Raw genomic sequence first — 20,308 nt, 5'->3', positions numbered from 1 at the left:
GAGGGTGGAACGCGGCAGCATCTAGACCACCAGCCCCATCAGCTGCCAGACAGAAGGCAAGGCGAAGATCAGCAGCAGCGTGGCCACGGTGCCGACCACGAGCCCGACCAGCGCCATCTGCGGGATGGCGATCTCCTTGGTGGCGTACGCAATCGCGTTCGGCGGCGTGGAGATCGGCAGCGCCATGCCCAGCGAGCAGGCGAGCGCCACCACTGCGGCGACTACCAGCGGGTCGATGCCGTCGAGCGAGAGCGCCAGTGAGACTGCTAGCGGCACCAAGAGGTTGGCCGCCGCGGAGTGCGAGATGACGTTCGCCATGCCGAAGCCGATCAGGCCGAGCACCGCGAGGATCGCAAGCGCGCCCATAACCTCCCAGCTGACAGAGCCGACCAGCCACTCGTCCAGGCCGCTGGCACCCACGCCCGTGCCGAGCGCGATACCACCGGAGACGAGCCACAGCACCGGCCAGTCAAGTGCCTGGACGTCCTTGCCCTTCATCACCTGCAGGCACAACAGTGCCACTACGGGGATGAAGCCGACGGTGTTGGAGGAGATGCCGTGGAGCGGCTCGCTCATCCACAACAGGATGGTCAGACCTGCCACGGCGTAGAAGAGTTTCGCGTCGGTGGCGGTGTTCCACTTCGAGCGCATCTCGATGGAGATGCGGCTCTCAGCGGGGATGAAAACGAGACAGAGAAATACCCAGGCAAAGGCGAGGACAACCAGCATGAAAGGCACCGCCATGAGCATCCAATCCACGAAGGAGACACGGATGCCGTGCTCGGCGAGCGCACCGATCGCGATCGCGTTCGGGGGTGTGCCCACCGGGGTGCCGATGCCACCCACGTTGGCAGCGAGCGGGATCGATAGCGCCACGCCGGCGCGCGCTTTGCCCGCGGGCAGCGTCTTGAGAATCGGGATGACAACCGCGAACATCGTCGCTGTGGTGGCCGTGTTCGACATGAACATGCTGAGCACGGCGGTAATCAGCATGAGCCCCAGCACGGTCAGGCGCGCCTTGTCTGGGAAGGGGCGCAGCATGATCGCTGCGAGGTTGCGATCTAACCCGAACTTCTCCGCCCCGTGCGCGATCATGAACCCGCCGAGGAAGAGGATGATGACCGGGTGGGCCAGCGCAGAGAAATACGCGGATGCAGGAAGCAGCTGATCTGCTAGTGCTGGGTCTCCACCGGTGGGGTCGACTATCGCACCGTCGGAGAGTAAGAGGACCTCCAGCAGGATGACCAACACCGCCGTTGCCGTGAGCGGCACGGGCTCGAGCACCCAGAAGACGATGGCGAGCAAGAAGATCGACAGCATCCGGTGCCCGGGGGTGGACAAGTCCGGGATCTGGACGAAGAAGGGGATGAGGAAGCAGACCACGCCCAAAACCAGGCCCACCAACTGCTTTTTGCTCAGCTGGGGGCCTTTACTGGCTAGCGCGGGCGGGCGTTGTTTCGAGCGGCGTTGTGTCTCCACCATGTGTCGAATTCTACCCGCTACAACAGGGATTACTTGGTTTGTCAGGAGTTCTCTACGGCGTCCGCACGCAGGTCGACCTGCACGCCTTTGCCTCTCAGAAAGGTTCGAGTGTTGCACTCAAGAAAGCCAGAGCTCTCAGCGATGCTCTCCACCTGCACTGATGTAGAGATCTGACAGGCGCTGCCCACCGAGACAGTTTTCCTAGCGAAAGTATTGGGTTTCCTCCGTAGGATGTGGCGCATGAACTTCCGGAATGTTCAACTCAACTCCGTCGCGGCGCTTGTCCTCAGCCTGTTGGGGGTGGCGTTCTTTTCCCTGGGGCGGGTTATGTTTGAGGTGGTCGGATGGATGGTTCTCTTCTCCGTTCCAGTTGGGGCGATCGCGGCGCTTTTGCTTCTTGGCCTGTGGTTCATCCCCGTGCGCAACGTGAAAGAAGGCCCAGGGGCAGGGTCGTCTAAGACCTTCGGGTGGCGCGAATCCTGGGCCTTCATCGCGGTAACGGTGTTTCTCTTCCTGGCTGGCTTCTTTATGGTCGATGGCGGTGACACCGAGGACAGCGTGAAATCCGTCTTCACCCTGCTTGTTGGACGGCAGGCGACAGAGCTTTCTGCGTTGTTGTGTTGGCTCTGTCTCCTTGGGGCGATTGTGTCCTACATCGTGGGTCTTGTTGTGGCGGTGAAAGGACGCATTAAGGATGCTGAAGACCGGGTGTCGTATCCTGGGCCGACCGAAACGCAAGTGTGATGCTAGGCGCTGCCCACCGAGGAAGTTTTGCCGGCGAGAGCAGTGGGTTTTCTCCGTAGGATGTGGTGCATGAATTACCGCAATGTCCGTATCAACTCCGTTGCGGCGCTTGTCGTGAGTCTGTTTGGGACTGCGTTCTTTGCCTTTGGGCGGATGTTCTTTGGGGTGGGCGGATGGCTCATTTTTTACTCCATTCCGGCTGGGCTATTCGTGGCACTTTTGCTTCTTGCTCTGTGGTTTATCCCCGTGCGCAGCGCGAAGGAAGGCCCAGGGGCAGGCCCGTTTAAGTCCTTCGGGTGGCGCGAGTCTTGGGCCTTCATCGCGGTGACGTTGTTCCTCGTCCTGGCAGGCTTCTTTATGGTCGATACCGGTGATACCGAAGAGAGCGTGAAATCCGTCTTTACGCAGCTTGTGGGGCGCTCGGCGTTAGATCTTTCCTGGACATTGTGTTTGCTTAGCGTCCTTGGGGCAATTGTGTCCTACATCGTGGGCGTTGTTGTGGCGGTGAAAGGACGCAAAGGCGAGATACAGGACAGGGGCCAGGCAAACATTCCTTCACCGACGAAACCGGTCTCACCCACACCGGGTGGGATGAGGTAGGTGCCGGTTTTGGTGGTCTTGAGATATTCGAGAAGCATTTCGTCGCGCGACATGGATCGGTGCACAGTGGCAAACCTCCCGCTCGTACGGTGAAACACCAACATTTGTTGTCCGAAAATGAGTGATTCCTGTGGGACAATCAGGCGTCTACAGATTCACAAGGAAGCAACGATGACTGACACCTCAGAGATCCTCGATTCGATCACGCCGAAGCAAACTGCCAAGGTCAACAGCCTCAATGCTGCCATTTGGCAGACCGCAGATGATTACCTGCGGCTTATTGTCCCGGCCGAGAATTACGGTGACTACATCATTCCGTTCACTGTGCTCCGTCGCCTTGAAGGTCGATTGGAGTCGACGAAGAAGGACGTATTAGATCTCGTCCACCGGGAGAACGTGAAGGGAACAGATCCCTCGATTGTGAATCTCAAGATCGAGAACATGTTCAAGCTTCGTTTTTGGAACACGTCTCAGTTGTCTCTCGAACGCCTGGCTACCTCCGACGACACGTTGAGGGAAGGGCTGCTGCAGTATCTCAGGGCGTTCTCTGCAAATATCCAAGAGATTTGGAAAGCGTTTGAGTTCGAGAAACTCATCGACTTCCTTGACCGCAATAATCAACTCTGGAATGTGGTGAACCATTTCGCGTCCATCGACATGTCTGACGAGGCACTCCAGGATCAGACGATGGGCGACATCTTCGAGAACCTGATGTATCGTTCCTTCGCCAGAAAAGCGAAAGACGCCGGTGAGTTCTACACTCCGCGCGACGCGATTCGTCTGATGACGTCCATTCTGTTCACCTCGGACGACAGCGAACTGGAGGAAGACGGCATCATCCGTTCCGTCTACGACCCAACCGCCGGTACGTGCGGCATGCTCATCGCTGCCCGTGATGCGCTCCGGGCTATCAACCCAGGTATTGAGATCGTCGTTGCAGGACAAGAACTCAAGGAATCTTCATTCGCTATGGGCAAGTCTGATCTGCTCATGCAGGGGTTCAAGAACCCAGAAGTGTTGAAGTTTGGCAACTCCCTGACCAATGATCAGTACGCCGACGAAACCTTTGACTACATCATGGCGAACCCACCGTACGGCTCGTCCTGGAAGGCATTCCAGAAGGACGTCAAGGCGCTCCAGGAGCAGGGCGATCCCCGCTTTGCTGAGGGGCTTCCCGCTGTCAGCGATGGCCAAATGCTGTTTCTGATGCACATCGCGCACAAACTCGCTGCGGCTGATGGTGCAACGAAGGGTGGGCGCGCAGCCGTAGTTACTAACGGCTCGCCGCTGTTTACCGGCGATGCGGAGAGTGGTCCGGACAGCATCCGCAAGTACCTCATTGGCGCGCAAGGCGGCGTTGAAGTGCTGGACACGATCATCGCGCTGCCAAATGACATGTTCTATAACACCGGCATTGCCACCTACATCTGGATTCTTGACAGGAACAAGGAACCACGTCGCCGCGGCAAGATCCAGTTCATCGACGCGACTGAAATTTGCGCCCCGATGCGTAAAAACATGGGACAAAAACGCGTTGAGTTTACCGAAGACAACATCCGCGAGATCACGAAGGTTTACAAGGATTTCGAGGAGAACGATCGCTCTATCATCGTGACGGCTGATGATCTGACCTACCGTGATGTGCCGATGTTCAAGTTGGCGCACTACGCGGTCAGCGTCACGGATGAAACTGTGGCAGAAGCGATGAAGCACAAGTCTGCATTCCCGGAGCATGAAGCAGTTATCCGTGAGATGGAGGGACGCGAGTACAACGATCTGCCGAAAGCGTTGAAGGCTGTTGCTAAGGAACATGGCGTGAAGATGGGCGCGCCATTGCTTCGCCACATTATGAAGGCATTCGCTGTGGAGGATGAGAATGCGCCCGCTTCCTTGGACGAGAAGGGGAACCCTGTTGTGGATGCATCCTCTAAGGTTATCGAGCGCGTGCCGTACACCGAGGACGTTTCCGAGCACATGGAGCGTGAAGTGCTCCCGTTCGTCCCGGATATGCAGTGGGATGAGTCCTTGGCGAAGGTGGGAACGGAGTTGCCACTGACGCGACTGTTCTACAAGCCAGAAGAGTCCCGCTCTCTCGAAGAGTTGGACGCGGATATTGCTAGCTCGCTGGATCGTATTTACGCCATGTTCGGGGAGGTGCGTTCTGATGACTAACAACCTTTTTCCGGTGACTGATATATCCAATGGTCAAGAGTGGAGGAATGCAGGATTCACGAACACGGCACCTCTCTCACTTCTCGTAAAGTTTCGAAACGAGCAAAACGAGGATTTAGACGCGCAGTATCTCTCGTTGCTGAGGGAGAAAGGCGTAATGAGGTATGAAGATAAGGGTGCTGTAGGGAACAGAAAACCCGAAGACCTGACTCGAACGAAGAAAGTTCATGAAGGCGACATCATCGTCAACAGTATGAACTTCTGGATCGGTAGTTATGGTATTAGCCCGTTCGATGGGGTCGTTTCCACTGTGTACCACATCATTTCGCCCGACGAATCGAAACTTGATGCTCGGTATCTCAACTACTGGTTTGGTGTTCAGGAATTCCGTAACCAAGCGCAGAACATGGGGAACGGTATCCTCCCGCACAGGAGAAGCATTGCCCAAGAGCGTTTTGGGGCGATTCGCATTCCCCTTCCTGATCTCGAAACCCAGCGCCGTATCGCTGATTATCTCGATAAGGAAATCAGCGAGATGGACGCGCTGATTGACAATCTCGAAAAGTTAGCAGCATCGCTCGAATGCAGAAAATCTCTGCTAGTGAAAGATAAACTTGATTCCTTAAACGCTGATACCACGCAAATGGGTTTATTCGCTAGGTTCATTAGTGGTCGTGACTGGTCCGAAGTTGAAGACGAAAACGGCGAATACCCAGTGTTCGGGTCAGGGAGCCAAATGGGATACGCCAACGACTACCTTTATGACGGCGAAGCCGTGATTTTTGGGCGCAAGGGGACGCTCAACAAACCAAGACGTATTAGCGGAAAGTTCTGGGTTGTGGACACCGCCTATGTAGCAGTTCCTAACAAACATTTGGACGTGAACTTTTTCTATTACTGGTCCTTGATACTTCCGTTCGATCTACTCAGCACCCAGACGGCGATCCCGAGTATGACTGCTACCGACCTGAAACTTCAGCAGATCCCTATCGTTCCACTAGAGAAGCAGCGAGAGATCGCAGACGAACTCGACCGCGAGTTTGAGCGTATGGATGCGCTCATTGAAGAGTCCACCAAACTCATCGAAAACCTCAAAGCGCGAAAGACTGCTCTGATCACTGAAGTCGTTACGGGGCGAAAAGAGGTCTAATCATGGTGAACCCAATTCTTGAAGAAGCGATGGAACTGACCATCTGCCGTTCTCTCAACAGCCAAGGCTGGATTTGGAACGAGGGTGCCAACGACAAGGGCTTTGACCCCGAACTCGGGCTGTTCCCCGAAGATGTCCTTCACTGGCTAAAGACTCAGTATCCGGAGCAATACGAGCGGGCGATTCCTGAAACTGCGAACGACACAGAGCGAAAGTCTCGCGAGCACCGGCTGTTAAAACGCCTGACGAAGGAGCTCGACTACACGCCGATTCTTGATGGCATCACCAAGAAGGTCAACGGCGGCCTACTGGGCACTCTTCGAGATGGGTTCTCGTTTACACAGACAGACCTTGGCACCGTGAACTTCCCGGATATGGCGGGGTTCTACCCGTACGACCCGGCGAAGACGGATGTGATCGACAAGGCGAAGGAAAACCGCCTACGTGTGCTGCAGCAAGTCCACTTTGAAAAACGTGGCTTAGGTGAGATTGACCTTGTGCTGCTGGTCAACGGTATTCCCGTCATCACGATGGAGCTCAAGACCGACAACACGCAGTCGATTGACGATGCCGTCGCCCAGTACAAACACGACCGCAAGCCGAACCGATCCAGCCGCCCGCTGCTCAATCCTGGCCGCTGCCTCGTCCACTTCGCGGTGTCCTCCCGTGAAGTCATGATGACCACGGAACTCAACGGCACCGATACCGTCTTCCTTCCGTTCAACCAGGGAACCGAGGAAGGGCGCGCTGGTAACCCGGACAACCCCAACGGGTACAACGTTTCCTACCTGTGGGAGTGGGTGTGCTCGCCAGATCTGCTGCTGCGCATCTTGAAGGATTACGCACTGTGGGAGCCGTCTACGAAGGGCAACGAGGGTCGTCTGATCTTCCCGCGCTTCCACCAGTTGCGCTCTGTTGAACGTGTCACCGGAGACGTCGCAACCAATGGCACCGGTCGGCGTTACCTGATCCAGCACTCTGCGGGGTCCGGCAAGACGAAAACAATCGCGTGGTTGGCGCACCGCGCCAACAAGATGATCCACGAAGACGGGACGAAACTTTTCGATTGCGTAATCGTCGTTACGGATCGGACTGTGCTGGATAAGAACGTCGCGGATGGGCTTTCGCTGCTTCAGGCCTCTGAAGGCATGGTCATCAACATCACCGGCGACGATACGTCCAAGTCCGAGAAACTGAACCACTACCTCACCCAGGGCAAGCGCATTTTGTCCTGTACGCTGCAAACCTTCCCGGCACTAGCGCAAACGATTGACCGTTCCCCGAAACTGCGGAACCGCCGCTGGCTCGTGATTATCGACGAAGCGCACTCGTCCCAGCACGGCAAGGCTTCGCGCACGCTGCTTGAGACGCTTTCGGACACTCCTGATGAGCTTGCGGAAGCAGCAACGCGAGCGGCTGCGGATATTGAAGACGACGAGGCGCTCGACAGCGGCGTAACGCTCAGTGCCCCTGCTGGTTCGACTCCCTCCGGCGAACTCACGCGTGCTGAGAAGGACCGTTTGCAGCAGCAGCGGGACTCGGCGGTCGCGCGCTCGTCGAACGTCACTCTCGTGGCGCTCACCGCAACTCCCAAGGCGAAGACCCTTGCAGTGTTTGGCGAGCCGTCCCCGGACAACCCAGAGAAGTATGTGGCGTTTGACCTGTACTCCATGGCGCAGGCAATCGACGAAAACTTCATCCTGGACGTGCTCCAGAACTACATCTCACTGTCTCTCTACGCCAAGATCGAAGATCAACTTGGCCGCGAAGACGACGTAGTTCTTGGCGAGGCTAAATCTGCACTCAAGCACTTCGTTCGCTCCCACGAGAAGACGATCCACTCCAAGGCAGAAGTGGCCGTCGAGCATTTCAACAACAACGTGCGCTTCCTGCTCGGATCGACCGCGAAAGCAATGGTCGTTTGTGACGACCGCATGAGCGCATACACCTGGTTCCGGGCAGTTCAGGATGTGATCAAGTCCAACCCGAAGTATCACGGGCTTGAAGCACTTGTGGCATTCTCTGGCTCGCTCGATGTGTCCAAGGACGAGGATATCGAGGAAATCGTTACGGAGTCTTCGCTCAATAACGAGAACGCACCTGAGGGTCATCGTCGTATGGAAACGACGAAGATGTTCGACGGTGCGGCGTACAAGTTCCTCATCGTGGCCAACAAGTATCAGACTGGCTTTGACGAACCTCGCTTGTCAGCGATGTACGTGGACAAGCCACTGTCCGGCGTGATGGCGGTGCAAACGCTCTCGCGCCTGAACAGGACGATGCCGTCGAAAAATAAGACCAAGACCTTCGTCGTCGACTTCGTCAATGATCCCGAAACGATTCTTCATTCGTTCCAGCCGTACTACTCGCAGGCGTCTATCGATACCGAGGTAGACCCGGATGTGCTTGCAGATCTTGCTCGCGTGCTGGACACCTCCCAGTTTTACGACACCGAGGAGATGGAAGCGATCGCCAACACGTTCATGGATCGGGACATCGATGTAAAGAAGAAAGACACCCTGATCCGCGTTGGTATTGATCCGATCGTTACCCGGTGGACCGAGTTCTACGGAGGCGCCTTGATCTCCGAGGATAAGGACAACGAGGCGGTGGCGACGGATTTCCGCGCCAACCTGGTGAAGTATGTCCACGCGTGGGATTTCTTGAGCCAGTTCATCGACTTTCAAGACGTCACCCTGCACAAGCGAGCAATCTTCGCTGACCTGCTCGTGCGCAATCTCAAACTTGGTAAGAAGGCCCGCGAGGAGGATTACGTCACCGGCGTCGAGGTAGTGAAGACCGCCGTCATGGGTGACGTTGAAACAGGCGTTGAGCTGAAACTCAACATCGAGGATTCGCGAGCCCCGCTCCCTGTTCCAGGGTTCGATGGTCGTGTCTCTACCGGTGGCGCAGGGGATCCGCTGCAAGGCGCATTCCGCGAAGCAGTGGAGCAGGTCAACGAGCTGTTCTCCGCTGCAGGCATCGACATGTCCAACTCCGCGAACACCCGCATGGTTCATGCCGTGTGGGAGGCGTTGGCTAACGACGAAGAAGTAGAAGCCCTTGCCACCAAGAACCCGCAGGAGGCGTTGGCGAAGTCACCGAAACTTCGCGACAAAGTGCTTTCCGCAATCTTGGGTGCCGACGCTGAGCACGAGCAGTTCACCAACCTCATGCTCGGTGGCGAAGACGCGCTGAACGTCCTTACTGCAGCAATGTCCCGTCTTGCTGTTGCTGCGATGGAGGACAAGGCGCGCGGGATTGCTGTGCCGGACGACGCGCTCATCGGTGGTGCGGAAGAACCCCAGGATGAGTCGCCGGTTGAACGTCGTATCCAGGACCTTCTCGATGTAATGCTCATGCACGCTGGTGCCTCTACCGTTGAGGAGCAACTCGCCCGATCCCTGGACGAAGCGCTCTCGAATCGCGGAACCTCCAACGTGTTCGAGGTGGTTCGCTCACAGTTCGTCGGACACTCACTGCCGGTGGACGGTGACCTGTACCAGGGTGTCGTGATGTACGCAGTGGAGCACTACTAGGGGGGGGGGAGGCGCCTGGAGGGTCCGATCAATACTGATCACCTAACAAACCGAATAGTAGGTGACCAAGTGTGTTCGGTATCTGTCCTTACTTAATGCAAAGAGCAATTTGTCAGAATGGTGGTTCTTCCAATTTTGCTCGGTATTCTGCAAGAACAAATCTGCACCATGCGTGTGTCACGTCTAGGCTCAACCTGACTTCATGGTCGGATGGAGGATCGAAATCGATCTGAGGATGATTCTCATCTGTACGGTTGCGTACCTCTGCCAAACCTTGAGCTAATCGTTGCAGCCCGATGGCAAAATTCTTCATCGCAGGGGATGAGTTCCGGCCTTCCTTAAGACCGAGGTACTCGGAAACCTCCTTGGTGAGGGTATTCAGATAAGGGTTCTCCAGATTTGCAAGTCGCTCAGGAGCGCTCTGGCTCAGGATCACTTTGCAGACCGCTTCCACTAAGTATTTGCACCGGGCTGCGACTGCCCAGGAAGTCACGTCATCGCGGATTGCGTCATTCAGGTTGCGCTGCGCCTTTACTACCGATTGCTGGTATTGCAGGATCTCGAGATCGAGGTCTACGAACTCTTCAGTGTGGGCGTCCGGGTCAGTGGTAATTCTCCCCGTACCCCGGTCGTAGAGCAATCCCTCATCAGCACAATCTCGTTCCAGTTCGTCTACCCACCCGTCGTATTCGGAAAAGCCTTGTACCCAACTTCCGTCGTATTGCTCCAGCTCGATAGCTCGCGCTCTCTGTGTGATTCGGCTTAACGCTTTCAACCCATCTATAGCGCGGTGCTTGTCTGTCCAGTTGATGGAAGTGGACCAAGCTGAAAACATTTTCTGTGGGGTATCAGGGCGTTTTCCCGGTGCGTGCTTGATCGTTAGGCCACTTCTCTGAAACGATCGTTCCACATCAGAAACGGTAACAAACTTACTCATTTCATAAACCAGCCCGCGAATGTTGGAACTAATGAAATTTCCTTGCTGATCTTGCATCATGCTAGGGCATTCTCCTTGTTAGAAGGTACTTGCTCATTTTTACTCCAAAAATGCTCTATCAATTCCCGATGTGCCGTGATGATAAGGGGTAGAAGAGTTTGATAAGCGCTACTGCACCAAAACCGAGAAATACGGGGAGTGCTGTTAGAAGTGAGCAATGAACCTCCCATGGTTCTTCTTCCATTCGCGAAGAAAACAATTCGGTGACTTTTCACCTGAACGTCGTATAGTCCGTGTATGACACACAGCAAGTCTTCAGCAAGTGGTGCGCCGGTTGTAGAAACCTTAGGGATTGATATCGTCCCCGAATCCGAGCGCACCGCGAAACCCTCCGATCTGTTCTGGCCGTGGTTTGCGGCAAACATTTCGGTGTTCGGTATTTCCTACGGTTCGTTCGTGCTTTGGTTCGGGCTGTCGTTCTGGCAAGGCGCGCTCGTCACCGCACTCGGCGTGACGTTCTCGTTCTTCCTCTGCGGCCTCATTGCGGTAGCTGGTAAGCGCGGGTCTGCGCCGACGATGGTGCTCTCCCGCGCCGCATTCGGTGTGCAAGGGCAGAAGGTGCCCGGCATTGTCTCGTGGTTGACGTCCATTGGTTGGGAGACGTTCCTGGCCATTATGGCGGTGCTGGCCACCACCACGGTGATCCGGGAACTCGGCGGCAATCCGGGCACGGCCACAAGTGTGATTGCGACCGTTATTGTCGCAGGCCTGATCGTGGCGGCGTCCGTGCTTGGCTACCACACGATTATGAAGCTGCAGTCGGTCCTGACCTGGCTCACCGGTGCGGTGACTCTGCTGTACATGGTGTTGACCATTCCGCGCATCGATTGGTCCGCGGTCCAGGCGATCCCGGCCGGCTCTGCAGGCAGCGTGGTTGGTGCGCTGGTGATGGTGATGACCGGTTTCGGCCTTGGCTGGATCAACATTGCGGCGGACTGGTCGCGCTACCAGCGCCGTGACACTCCGGATCGCTCCATCATTTTCTGGAACACGTTCGGTGGCGCCATCGCACCCACCATCTTGGTGATCTTCGGCTTGCTGCTGGCAGCGTCTGACGAGACGTTGGCAGAGGCGATCGCGGACGACCCGATTGGCGCCCTCGCAGTTGTGTTGCCTACCTGGGTGCTCGTGCCGTTTTTGATCACCGCGGTACTCGCACTGGTCTCCGGCGCGGTGTTGGGTATTTACTCCTCGGGCCTGACGCTGCTCACGTTGGGCATTAACATCCCGCGCCCGGCGGCTGCCGCCATCGACGGAGTGATCCTGACAATCGGCACCATCTGGGTGGTGTTCGTCTCCCAAAGCTTCCTTGGCCCATTCCAGTCCTTCCTGATTACTCTCGGCGTGCCGTTGGCTAGCTGGGCGGGCATCCTTATCGCGGACATCTTCACCCGCACCAAGGATTACGACGAGCCCCCGCTGTACAACTCGGCAGGGCGCTACGGTGCCGTGGACTGGATCTCCATCGGTATCCTCGTCGTCTCTTCGGTGATCGGGTGGGGCCTTGTGGTCAACCTGTTTGCGGAGGAAGCGGCTTGGAATAACTGGCAGGGATACTTCCTGCCGCTGGTGGGCGAGCACTGGGCTGACGCGAACCTTGGTGTGCTCGTCGCTCTCGTGCTCTCCTTTGTTGCAGCGTGGTTTGCGCGCCGGGGCCGCATCCGCCGTCAGGAGGAGATTGCGGCCTAGGCGCTGCAACCCAGCGGGCTACATCGCCGGGTTGCTGACCAGGATGCGATCCACCTGCTCGGCAAGGTCATCCGGGGTGGAGTCGAAGTCGCCGGGCAGTTCACGGTCCGCCTGCTCCAGCGCTTCTTGGTCGGACTCGCCGGTGGCCAGTGTTGTCTCCGCTTGGTCGAGGAGGCGCTTCAACCGGGTCAGGTTGAGTTGGTAGGCACCGTCGTTCTCCGGACCGGGGACCTCCTGGAGCCAACCTGTGCCGATGAAGGTGGGCAGTGTCGCATCGACGATGTCTCGCTTGAGCCAGTTCGTCATGGTTGGCCCTCCGAAGTTGTCCACCCGGCCCGCTGTTGCTTGGCGGACTATCCCGGTGGGGGTGAGGGTTGGGCCGGTGGCGTCTTCAGCAAGCAACGCCACCTGCATCAATATCTTCAGTTCTCGGGGAAATAGGGACGGGGCTTCAATGCACCCCACTGCGGCTTTGAGCAGCTCGCCCAACAACGCCTCCTTATTCTCTTGTGATGGGACGAGGAGACATTATAAAACTGCCCTTCGACACAGGGAGGCAGATTGTCGAACGGATGTGTGGCTACGGCTAATTCCCGAAGAGCTCCAGCTGGAACGTCGTGGGATTTTTCAGCCGCTCGGATTCTGGCATTTCACCGGGCAGGGTAGTGCCCTCAACGAACGGTGCGCCAGGTAGTCGGTCGCGGCCGTGCGGCTGCGCCAAGCCCGAGAGATCCGGGCCAGCCGGGACGACACGGGTGGGGTTGAGCTCGCGGTGCACGATGTAATAGTGCTGCTTGATCTCCACAAAGTCAGTGGTGTCACCGAACCCAGGGGTCTGGAATAGCTCGCGCAAGTAGCCGTAGACGTTCGGCATTTCGTTGATCTTGTTCCGGTTGGTTTTGAAGTGGCCGTGGTAGACAGCGTCGAAACGAATCAAGGTGGTGTAGGCGCGGATGTCGGTCTCTGTGATGTGCTCACCCATGATGAACCGACGGGTTGCTAGGCGGTCTTCCAGCCAGTCGAGGACCTCGAAGACATCCGCATAGGCAGCGTCGTAACCTTCCTGCGATGCCGAGAACCCCGCCCGGTACACACCGTTATTGAACTTTCTAAAGAGGAAGTCATTGATCTTTTCCATCTCTTCGCGCTGCTCCTCCGGCGGCAGGAGGTTGGGCGCACCGGCGCGGTGGTATTCGGTCCACTGCGTTTGGAAGTCACGGACCATCGAGTTGTAGTCATTGGTCACCACCTTGCCGCTTGCCTCTTCAACTATTGACGGCACAGTGATGCCACGCGGATAATCCGGAAAGCGCTTGAAGTACGCGTCTTGCAAGCGGGGGATCTGCAGGACTGGGTCGAGCCCGCCCGGATCCAGATCGAACGTCCAGGAGCGCTTGTCATGGGTCGGCCCAGCCAGGCCCAGGGAGATCACGTCCTCCAAGCCCATCAAACGACGCACAATGACCGCACGGTGTGCCCACGGGCAGGCACGCGCAGCGATGAGACGGTAACGATTCGGCTGTACCGGCCAATGGAGGGTCTCGCCATTGTCATTAGGAGACGGCTGAGGGGCATCGCCGGTAACTGACGCAACGATGCGGTCACCGATGTAGTTGGTGTCCCGCTTGAACTCGCCGTCCGTCGAGGCGTTTTGGGCATCGCCAGCCCAGTCCGTCGAGGTTTCCTTCTGCGCGTCCGTAGCTATTTGGGGCCTCCCTGTTGAAACGTAAAGTTGGTGATGTGTCAACTATAGATGAATTCTGGCCAGCCACAACCAGCTGTGCTGAGGAAGCCCCAAAGCAGCCCAGGCTGAAAACCACGCCATAACCTGCAAGAAATGCCCGCTTTTTGCTACCGCGAAGACGCTGCAGCTATGACACAATCGGGGAGTTAGCAAAGATAACTCAATAACTTTGAGGGAACCAGGTATGGCGGATATTGAAAAAGAAGTAGCGGAGAACGCACCAGCAACAGATGGTGCAGAACAGCGTGCTGAACTGCATAAAACCATTTGGAAGATTGCCAATGATCTCCGTGGTTCTGTAGATGGCTGGGATTTCAAGAGCTACGTGCTCAACATGCTGTTCTACCGCTTCGTCTCTGAGAACCTCACGGCCTACCTCAATGCTGAGGATCCCGATCTTGATTACGCCAACCTCTCGGATGAGGATGCGGAGTACGGGCGCGGGGGAGTAGTCAAGGACAAGGGCTTCTTCATTCCACCGTCGCAGCTTTTTGAAAACGTTCAGGCGAAGGCTCAAAACGACCCCAATCTGAATGAGACCATCGAGCAGGTCTTCCGCAACATCGAAACCAGTGCGGTGGGCACGGACTCGGAAGGTGACTTCAAGGGTCTCTTCGATGATTTCCAGGTCAACTCCACCAAGCTCGGTGCGACTGTAGCGGAGCGAAACAAGAAGCTTGCTCAGCTTCTCGACGCTGTGGCGGCCCTGCCACTCGGCAGCTTCGAAGACAACAGCATTGATCTGTTCGGTGATGCATATGAGTTCCTCATGCAGATGTACGCATCGAACGCGGGCAAGTCCGGTGGTGAGTTCTTCACACCTCAGGAAGTCTCCGAACTCCTTGCTCGAATTGCAGCATCTGGCAAGAAGAGTGTTCGCCAGGTCTATGACCCTGCGTGTGGTTCCGGCTCCTTGCTGCTGAAGTTTGCCAAGGTTTTGGGCAAGGAGAACGTCGGCGGGTTCTACGGGCAAGAGATCAACATCACCACGTACAACCTCGCCCGCATGAACATGTTCCTGCACGATATCGGGTTCGAAGCCTTCGACATCCAGCGTGGGGATACGCTTATCAATCCGCTTCACGACGACATCGAGCCGTTCGACGCAATCGTGTCCAACCCGCCGTACTCAATCCGTTGGGAGGGTGCGGACGACCCAGTGCTGATTAATGATGATCGCTATTCGCCCGCCGGTGTGCTCGCCCCGAAATCCAAGGCGGATCTCGCGTTCACCATGCACATGCTGTCTTACCTTGACGTTGACGGCACCGCGGCCATTGTTCAATTCCCGGGCGCAATGTATCGCGGTGGAGCGGAGAAGAAGATCCGCGAGTACCTCATCAAAAACAACTTCGTCCAAGCGGTCATCCAACTTCCCGCGGATCTGTTCTTCGGCACCACGATTGCTACCTGCATTCTCGTGCTGAAGAAGTCCAAGGAAGACAGCTCCATTCTGTTTGTAGACGCTTCGAAGCACTTCAAGCGCGTAGGCAAGAACAACAAGCTTTTCCCTGAGCACCAGGACGCGATACTCAAACTCTACAAAGACCGTGAAGAAGTGGAGTACGAGACTGCGCTGGTTTCCAACGAGGATGTGCTTGATAACGACTCCAACCTGTCGGTGAACTCTTACGTTGCCCGTGAAGAAGTGCGTGAAGTTATTGATGCAAAGGCACTCAACGAAGAGCTGTGTCAGATCGTTGCCCGCCAACAGGTCCTGCGTGAGTCCATCGATGAGATCGTGGCCGACCTCGAAGGCGAGGTGGACGCAGATGAGTAAGGTCGGTGAGCTGATTCGGGAGTTGTGTCCTGACGGGGTTCAGCGAGTGGCGCTGGGCGAGCTGTTGTCCTACGAGCAGCCAGGCAAGTATGCCGTTAAGAGCGCCGAATATCACGATGAGTATAAAACTCCGGTCCTCACTGCTGGCCAGTCTTTCGTCCTCGGCTACACAAACGAAGAGGAAGGGATTTACCCAGCTTCACTAGAGAATCCCGTTGTGATCTTTGATGACTTCACCACGTCCTTTAAATGGGTCGATTTCCCATTTAAAGTGAAATCCTCAGCCATGAAATTGCTGAAAGCGCGTTCTGGCGAGCGCGACGATCTCAGGTTTATTTACTACGGGATGCAAACGATCAACTACCAACCGGTAGAGCACGCTCGCCAGTGGATTGGTATTTACGCTAAGTTTCAGATCCCCCTCCCTCCTCTTCAGGTCCAGGAAGAGATCGTGCGGATTCTCGATCAGTTCGTGGAGCTAGACCGCGAGCTGGAGCAAGAAATTGGAGGACGAGAGCTGCAGAAAACCGCATTGAGCAACGCTTTATTCGATCAATTGAGCGCTTATCCGCTTGTCCCACTTCAGAGTATAGGAACGTGGTTTGGAGGCGGCACACCTTCTAAAAAGAACGACTCTTTCTGGAAAAACGGCGTTATTCCTTGGGTCTCTCCGAAAGATATGCAAGGTCATTCGGTGACAAGTACTGTCGATTACATCACCGAGGAAGCTGTGGCGGGATCTTCGGCGAAGTTAGTCCCAGCAGGATCGACAGCGTTGGTAACTAGATCTAGCATTTTGGATAAAAGGCTGCCTGTTGCGTACTTTCCTCAAACTGTCGCTATGAATCAAGATCTGAAAGCTGTGTGCCCGCAAGACGGGGTAAATGGGCGCTACTTGTTTAACGCATTAGAGCACAGTCGAGAGAGCATCCTTCTTCAAGCACACAAGAAGGGGGGATCAGTCGCTTCTTTAGACACGAAACGACTGATGCTTTTCGAAGTTCCCCTCCCACCGCTAGAGGTCCAGCAAGAAATCGCTGCCAAACTCGACACCTTCACCGAGTACATCGAGAACCTGAAACGCGAGCGCGAGCTGCGGCAGAAGCAATACGAGTATTACCGTGACCTACTGCTCGATTTCCCGGTGAAGGAGTAACTGAAAATGGCACAGTTTTCTAACCCGTCTCGCTCCTTTTCGTCTCGTCCGCAACACGAATACTTCGATCCTGTTGCTGTGACGGACACGTCAACGGTCATCGCTAGCTACGCAGCTGATGGGAAGAGTGCCACGGGGTACCAGTCCGAGGCTGATCTTGAAGATGCCTTTATCAACCAGCTCACCAACCAGGCTTATGAGCATGCTGATATTCGTACTGCCGAGGCAATGCGTGACAATCTTCGTCAGAAGCTGGAAGAGCTCAACGAGTACAGCTTCACCGATTCGGAGTGGGACAGTTTCTACCGAGCAGAGATAGCAAATCCATCGGCTGGCATCGTGGAAAAGACCCGTACGATGCAAGTTGACCATGAGAAGAACCTGATCCGAGAGGACGGCACGACCAAAAACATCCGGCTGATCGACAAAACGAACATCTACCGGAACTCCCTGCAGGTGATTAACCAGTACGCCACGAAGGGAAGCGACAAAGGCAACCGGTCGAACCGCTATGACGTGACCGTGCTGGTAAACGGCCTTCCGCTGGTGCATGTTGAGCTGAAGCGCCGGGGCGTTGCTATCCGCGAAGCGTTCAACCAGATCGACCGCTATCAGCGAGACTCCTTCTGGGCTGATGAAGGACTCTTCCAATACGTCCAACTGTTCATCATCTCCAACGGCACGCAGACCAAGTACTACTCCAACACCACCCGTGATCTCCACGTGAAGGAAGTAGCGGGCAAGGCTAACCCACGGCGGAACAAGAGGAAGACCTCCAACTCATTTGAGTTCACGTCCTGGTGGGCGGATGCAAGCAATAAGCCGATCATGGATCTGATCGCGTTTGCAAAGACGTTCATGTCTAAGCACACACTGCTGTCAGTGCTGACGAAGTACTGCATTTTCACCGTTGATGAGTTGTTGCTGGTCATGCGTCCGTACCAGATCGCGGCAGCTGAGCGCATTCTCAACCGCATCGAACGATCTGTTCTGAATAAGCAGCTTGGGACAATCAATGCGGGTGGCTACATTTGGCACACCACCGGTTCAGGCAAGACGCTGACCTCGTTCAAGACTGCCCAGCTCGCAACCGAGATGGAGTCAGTGGACAAGGTGATCTTTGTAGTGGACCGCAAGGATCTGGATTATCAGACAATCCGTGAGTACGACCGCTTTGAAAAAGGCGCAGCGAACTCGAATACGTCCACGCGCATTCTCACCCAGCAGCTCTCCACGCCTGAGGAGTTGATGGCTGAGATTGAGCAGCGCGAGCGCGAGAAGCTCTCCACAAAAGGGATTGATATTTCCCGTGCGGACTCAAAGATCGTGATCACCACGATCCAAAAAATGAGCCATTTTATTGCCGGTAACGATAAGCGCGAGATCTACAACAAACACGTGGTGTTCATCTTCGATGAGTGCCACCGCTCCCAGTTCGGCAGCATGCACACGGCGATTAAAAAGAAGTTCAAGAAAGCGAATTTCTTTGGCTTTACCGGCACGCCAATCTTTGAACAGAACAAGGTTGGCTCCAACCCGAATCTGCAGACAACCGCGCAAGCCTTCGGGGATTTGCTCCACTCGTACACGATTGTGGACGCTATCCGGGATAAGAACGTCTTGCCGTTCCGTGTGGAGTACAACGAGCTTGCACCCGTGGATCCGGATCCGCATTCCACGATTGAGCAGCGGATGGCGGAGTTGCTCGCGCCGGGACGCGTGGAAGCGATTACCAGCTACATTTTGGAGCACTTCGACCAGAAAACGAAGCGTGATCTGGGCCAGATCTATATCCACAAGATTGTGACCAACGTGGAGCAGTCAGTCCGCAAACGTGGCGCATCTGAAGCCACGAAGGCGGACAAGACCGTGCGCGGGTTCAACGCGCTGTTCGCCACCGACTCGATTCCGGCTGCGCGGACCTATTACGAGGAGTTTGCTCGGCAACAAGAAAACCTGCCACCGGCTCAGCGGTTGAAGGTGGCAACGATCTTCTCCTCCCAATCAAATCCGAACAGTGACGTGGACATCATTGAGGATGAAGACTTCGATACCACCAAGCTCTCCGTGGATAACCTGGAGTTTTTGGCGGGCGCGGTTGCGGATTACAACGAGATGTTCGCGACCAACTATGACGCGTATGATCCCGAATCCTTTGAGAACTACTACAAGGATCTTTCCCAGCGGATTAAGAACCGCGAGGTAGACCTTGTCATTGTGGTGAACATGCTCCTGACCGGGTTTGACGCGACCACGCTCAATACCTTGTTCGTGGACAAGAACCTGCGCATGCACGGTCTGATTCAGGCGTACTCACGCACAAACCGCATCCTCAACTCGGTGAAGACCTACGGCAACATCGTCTGCTTCCGCGACTTGGATGAGAACACGAACGAGGCGCTGGAGCTCTTCGGTAACGCCGACAATGCAGCGCAGGTAGCAATCCTTGCACCGTTTAAGGATTTCTACCGCGAGTACCAGCGCAAGGTGGAGGACTTGAAGGAGTTCTACCCAGCGGGTGAGCTGATTGCATCTGAGAAGGCTCAAGTTGGGTTTGTGAAACTCTATGGTGAGATTCTCAAACTGGAGAACATTCTGACCTCCTTTGATGAGTTCAAGGACAAGCAGCTCATCACCGAGCGTGAGTCACAAGACTACAAGTCGATGTACCTGGACCTGCACGATGAGTTCAAGGCCAAGCGTGATGCCGAGCGCGTGGTCGATGGCTCTGGCGTTGAAGAGCCGGAAGATGATCAGCTGGTTTTTGAGATTGAGCTGGTCAAGCAGGTTGAGATCAACGTGGACTACATCGTCATGTTGGTTGATGACTTCCGTGCGAAGCAGGGAGAGGGCGACGAAGCTGGTGCGGAAGAAACCCGTGCAATTATCGGGCGCAGCCTCGATTCCTCCCCGACGTTGCGTGGCAAGAAGGACCTCTTTGAGGACTTCATGGACTCTGAAGATGGTGCGAACACATCGGGCGATACCGATGAGCGTTGGGAACAGTTTGTGGCAGTGCGTCGTGATCAGGAGCTCAATGAACTGATCAAGGCTGAGAAGCTCAAGCCTGAGCTCACCTACGCGTTCGTGGAGGAAGCACTGCAGACAGGCGTGGTGCCTACCTCCGGTACCGCGATGACGAAGCTTCTGCCTGCTACCTCAAGGTTTGGACGGCAAGCCAACCATGATGAGGTCCGTGCCCGCGTGGGCAAGAAACTGGCTGACTTCGTGGAGCGCTTCAAGATGATGTAGGGG

Annotated in this window: 13 protein-coding genes; 9 read left to right on the top strand and 4 right to left on the bottom strand. The window is 55.8% G+C overall.

Features of this window, described 5'->3' with window-relative positions; genetic code table 11:
• Positions 1–21: 21 nt before the first annotated feature.
• Positions 22–1,599 (bottom strand): SLC13 family permease, encoded by a 1,578-nt coding sequence (locus tag AK829_RS06815; protein ID WP_232305674.1) that lies wholly within the window; start codon positions 1,597–1,599, stop codon positions 22–24.
• A 123-nt stretch (positions 1,600–1,722) separates the two neighbouring features.
• Here AK829_RS06815 and AK829_RS06805 point away from each other — a divergent pair, with 123 nt between their 5' ends.
• The 5 genes from AK829_RS06805 to AK829_RS06785 all read left to right on the top strand — a co-directional run bounded on the left by AK829_RS06805 (position 1,723) and on the right by AK829_RS06785 (position 9,687).
• Positions 1,723–2,226 (top strand): hypothetical protein, encoded by a 504-nt coding sequence (locus AK829_RS06805; RefSeq protein WP_052205185.1) that lies wholly within the window; start codon positions 1,723–1,725, stop codon positions 2,224–2,226.
• Positions 2,227–2,295: 69 nt separating this feature from the next.
• Entirely contained in the window at positions 2,296–2,826 is a 531-nt protein-coding gene (locus AK829_RS12465) for a hypothetical protein (RefSeq protein ID WP_052205184.1), read from the top strand.
• A gap of 171 nt (positions 2,827–2,997) precedes the next feature.
• Positions 2,998–4,998: a type I restriction-modification system subunit M gene (locus AK829_RS06795; RefSeq protein WP_052205183.1), complete on the top strand. Its 2,001-nt coding sequence runs from the start codon at positions 2,998–3,000 to the stop codon at positions 4,996–4,998.
• On the top strand, positions 4,991–6,148 hold the full coding sequence (locus AK829_RS06790; protein WP_052205182.1) for a restriction endonuclease subunit S: 1,158 nt from the start codon (positions 4,991–4,993) through the stop codon (positions 6,146–6,148). Before AK829_RS06795 ends, AK829_RS06790 begins: the two co-directional genes overlap by 8 nt.
• A gap of 2 nt (positions 6,149–6,150) precedes the next feature.
• Complete coding sequence (locus tag AK829_RS06785) at positions 6,151–9,687, top strand: type I restriction endonuclease (protein WP_052205181.1); 3,537 nt, start codon at positions 6,151–6,153, stop codon at positions 9,685–9,687.
• A 112-nt stretch (positions 9,688–9,799) separates the two neighbouring features.
• Here the strand turns inward: AK829_RS06785 and AK829_RS06780 are convergent, their stop codons facing one another.
• Positions 9,800–10,684: an abortive infection family protein gene (locus tag AK829_RS06780; RefSeq protein WP_052205180.1), complete on the bottom strand. Its 885-nt coding sequence runs from the start codon at positions 10,682–10,684 to the stop codon at positions 9,800–9,802.
• A 237-nt stretch (positions 10,685–10,921) separates the two neighbouring features.
• Here AK829_RS06780 and AK829_RS06775 point away from each other — a divergent pair, with 237 nt between their 5' ends.
• Positions 10,922–12,373 (top strand): purine-cytosine permease family protein, encoded by a 1,452-nt coding sequence (locus AK829_RS06775; protein WP_052205179.1) that lies wholly within the window; start codon positions 10,922–10,924, stop codon positions 12,371–12,373.
• Between the two features lie 18 nt (positions 12,374–12,391).
• Here the strand turns inward: AK829_RS06775 and AK829_RS06770 are convergent, their stop codons facing one another.
• The gene (locus AK829_RS06770) at positions 12,392–12,862 is read right to left on the bottom strand and encodes a hypothetical protein (RefSeq protein WP_052205178.1); all 471 of its coding nucleotides are present in this window, start codon (positions 12,860–12,862) and stop codon (positions 12,392–12,394) included.
• 97 nt (positions 12,863–12,959) lie between these two features.
• Positions 12,960–14,078: a glutathione S-transferase C-terminal domain-containing protein gene (locus AK829_RS06765; protein ID WP_052206423.1), complete on the bottom strand. Its 1,119-nt coding sequence runs from the start codon at positions 14,076–14,078 to the stop codon at positions 12,960–12,962.
• Positions 14,079–14,301: 223 nt separating this feature from the next.
• On the opposite strand from AK829_RS06765, the gene AK829_RS06760 reads away from it, so the two are divergent.
• Genes AK829_RS06760 through AK829_RS06750 form a run of 3 tightly spaced genes read left to right on the top strand, consistent with a single transcriptional unit; the run spans position 14,302 to position 20,305 of the window.
• The gene (locus tag AK829_RS06760) at positions 14,302–15,897 is read left to right on the top strand and encodes a type I restriction-modification system subunit M (protein WP_052205177.1); all 1,596 of its coding nucleotides are present in this window, start codon (positions 14,302–14,304) and stop codon (positions 15,895–15,897) included.
• Positions 15,890–17,053 carry a restriction endonuclease subunit S gene (locus tag AK829_RS06755; RefSeq protein WP_052205176.1) on the top strand — a complete coding sequence of 388 codons (1,164 nt, stop codon included), beginning with the start codon at positions 15,890–15,892 and terminating at the stop codon, positions 17,051–17,053. Before AK829_RS06760 ends, AK829_RS06755 begins: the two co-directional genes overlap by 8 nt.
• A 6-nt stretch (positions 17,054–17,059) precedes the next feature.
• Entirely contained in the window at positions 17,060–20,305 is a 3,246-nt protein-coding gene (locus tag AK829_RS06750; protein WP_052205175.1) for a type I restriction endonuclease subunit R, read from the top strand.
• Positions 20,306–20,308: the final 3 nt, after the last annotated feature.

The organism is Corynebacterium riegelii (genome assembly GCF_001263755.1).
Lineage (GTDB): Bacteria > Actinomycetota > Actinomycetes > Mycobacteriales > Mycobacteriaceae > Corynebacterium > Corynebacterium riegelii.
Note: the sequence above shows the minus strand (reverse complement) of the source record. Positions and strands in the feature narration are given on the sequence as shown.